Source organism: Streptomyces sp. MK7, assembly GCF_032658145.1.
GTDB classification, from domain to species: Bacteria; Actinomycetota; Actinomycetes; order Streptomycetales; family Streptomycetaceae; genus Streptomyces; species Streptomyces spiralis.
On the sequence record NZ_JAVACL010000114.1, the window covers coordinates 1 to 2,276 of the forward strand.

Below are 2,276 nucleotides of genomic sequence, written 5' to 3' on the forward strand. Positions count from 1 at the left end.
GTGACCAGGTGGAACAGCGCCTCGGTGTTGCCGTGGTCGGCGGCCTGCCGGGCCAGGGTTTCGGCGCCTTCTAGGTCTCCGGCCTTTTCCCGCATCTCGGCCAGGCGGACCAGGGCGCCGGGGGCGCCGTGGTCGGCGGCGAGGTGTCGGAGGTGATGGGCCCATTGGAGGCGGTGCCGGCTTTCGGCTGCCTGGGCGAGATTGTCGAGGTCGTCAGGTTGGGTGATGTGGCTGTGGGCGGAGTACCAGAAGGAGGCGGGTGGGCATAGGTGCCGACGGGTGGTGCTGCCGTGTTGTTCGAGGTAGTCGGCGAGCCGGAACACGGGGCCCGTTGGCTGGGGTCTGCCGGTTGGCGGCGGGGTTCCGGGCGGTCGACGTTGGGGGCGAGGGTTGGTGCGGTGCACGGCGGCCTGTTTGCCGTGGACCCGTTCGGCGAGGTAAGCGAAGGTCTTCTCGGCCCAGTCCTCGGTGAGCGCGTCGTAGTCGCTCTGGCTGAGGTAGTCGCTCGCCGCGTCGGTGAGGAACGCCTGTGGCAGGTTCAGGCCGGCGCCGAGGCGACGCGCGTCCATCGCCGCTTCCAGCACTGCCCTGACAGCCGGGCTGCCCCGCTCATAGCGGTCCAACAACGCTGGCGCTCCGGCGAGGTCTTGTGTGAGGCGTCCGTCGGCGCGGGCGCGGAGGAGGGCGTCGGCCAGCAGATGGTCACCGCCCTCAGCGAGCTCAGTCGCCGCGGCCAGGGCCGTGGCGTCGAAGGAATCCGGAACATTCAGAGTGCAACTGGAGAGGAGTTCCCGTACCCGGCTGTGCGGGTCTGCCTCGCCCGGGGAGGGCAGGGCCGTGTACTGGTGGGCGTACTCCGGCCACAGCGTGCCCAGCACGAGGACCGGCCCGCGCTGCGGACTGACCAGCAGGTGATGCACAGCCGCCGCGATCCGCTCACCGGCCGCCCGGTCGCCGAGGTAGTGCTGGGCCTCGTTCAACCACACCACCGTGCGCGGACCCACACGGGACACGTCCTCCAAAGCAGCCTCGGCCCGGGTGGGGTCGAAGGGATGCCACAGCCGCCAGCCCTTGCCCGCGAGGGGCTGCACAGCCTCCCAGCAGGCCCGTGTCTTTCCCGTCGATGACGTACCCACCAGCACCACGATCCGGCTGCGTCCGGCCACCACATCCCTTACCGCCCCGGCCAGCACCTGGTCATGGTCGCGCCGCACATATCCAGGCAGCACGCGCACCCCGGGCGTAACCGATCCGTCAACGACCATTTTGCCGGGCCCGGCCGGATGGACCTCCAGATCGTGCGCATCCCACTCCCCAATAGGCTTGCCTGGCCCTGACCGTTCACTGCCCCCGCCCCCGGCCCCGGCCGCGTCCCGCTGCAGTTCCAGCGACTTCTCGACCGGCAGCTTCAGCGCCCGGGCCAGCGCCACCACCGTCCGCTCCGACGGCACAGGCCCGCTGGCCTGCAACGCCTCCGACACGGTCGTACGTCCCAACCCTGCACGGCCGGCCAGCTCTGTCTGATTCAGCTTGAGCTTGGCCAGCCCGCCACTCAGCATCCTGCGCAGCTCGGTGAGCGCCGGATTGTCGCCGTTCTGTTCATCGTGCATGTGCTCGCCCCCGGGCCGTGATGTGTTCGCCGCTGTTCATCTTCGTCCCGGTGAACCCCGGCGCACACCACTTCCACGACCTTCGACCACGTCAACACCCCACCGTGAGCAGGGAGTCTGCCGTGTCCGTCGCCATCGTTCTAGTCACCACCGCCTTCGTCGTCGTAATCGCGCTGCTGGCCGCCGTCGGCGCGGCCAAGCTCGCCCGCCTGGACGGCGCCACCTACCCCACCGCTCTCACCCGCGCCGCTGTCACCTTCGCCGCGGTCATCACCCTCGCCGCCGCCGTGACCAGCGCCTTCGCCACCCTCCTGCCCTGACCGTCACGCGATTGCAAGCCACCGCTCGTTTGACAGACCCGCGGCTCGGCCAGCACCTCGGCCACCGTCACACGGGCATCCGCCAGACGCTGAAGTGCCCGTTCCGCCTCTCCGAGGGCAGCCTCCACCCGCTCGGCCTCCTCCCGCAGCCGTGCCACCTCTTCCCGGACTTCTTCTCCCGGGCCTCCAGCAAACCGAGCACCGACGGCACCAGCCACCCCCACAAGCGAGACGAACAGACGAACCACGCCCATCTCTCCCGCCGCCAACCGGAGTTCATGCCACCCAGCCCGAACCAAACGATCACGTTCGGAAAGCGGATGGCGTCTCAGCTCATCAACGAGCC

At 69.7% G+C, this 2,276-nt stretch carries 3 protein-coding genes; 2 read left to right on the forward strand and 1 reads right to left on the reverse strand.

The features are described 5' to 3' along the window. Window positions 1–1,610 (reverse strand): helix-turn-helix transcriptional regulator (locus R2S09_RS40030; RefSeq protein WP_316746202.1); only part of this gene is annotated, 1,610 nt, incomplete at its 3' end. A 122-nt stretch (window positions 1,611–1,732) separates the two neighbouring features. On the opposite strand from R2S09_RS40030, the gene R2S09_RS40035 reads away from it, so the two are divergent. Further along, on the forward strand, window positions 1,733–1,930 hold the full coding sequence (locus R2S09_RS40035) for a hypothetical protein (protein WP_306192702.1): 198 nt from the start codon (window positions 1,733–1,735) through the stop codon (window positions 1,928–1,930). Between the two features lie 29 nt (window positions 1,931–1,959). After that, window positions 1,960–2,276, forward strand: a 317-nt coding sequence (locus tag R2S09_RS40040; protein ID WP_316746204.1) for a hypothetical protein, incomplete at its 3' end; no start/stop codon positions are given.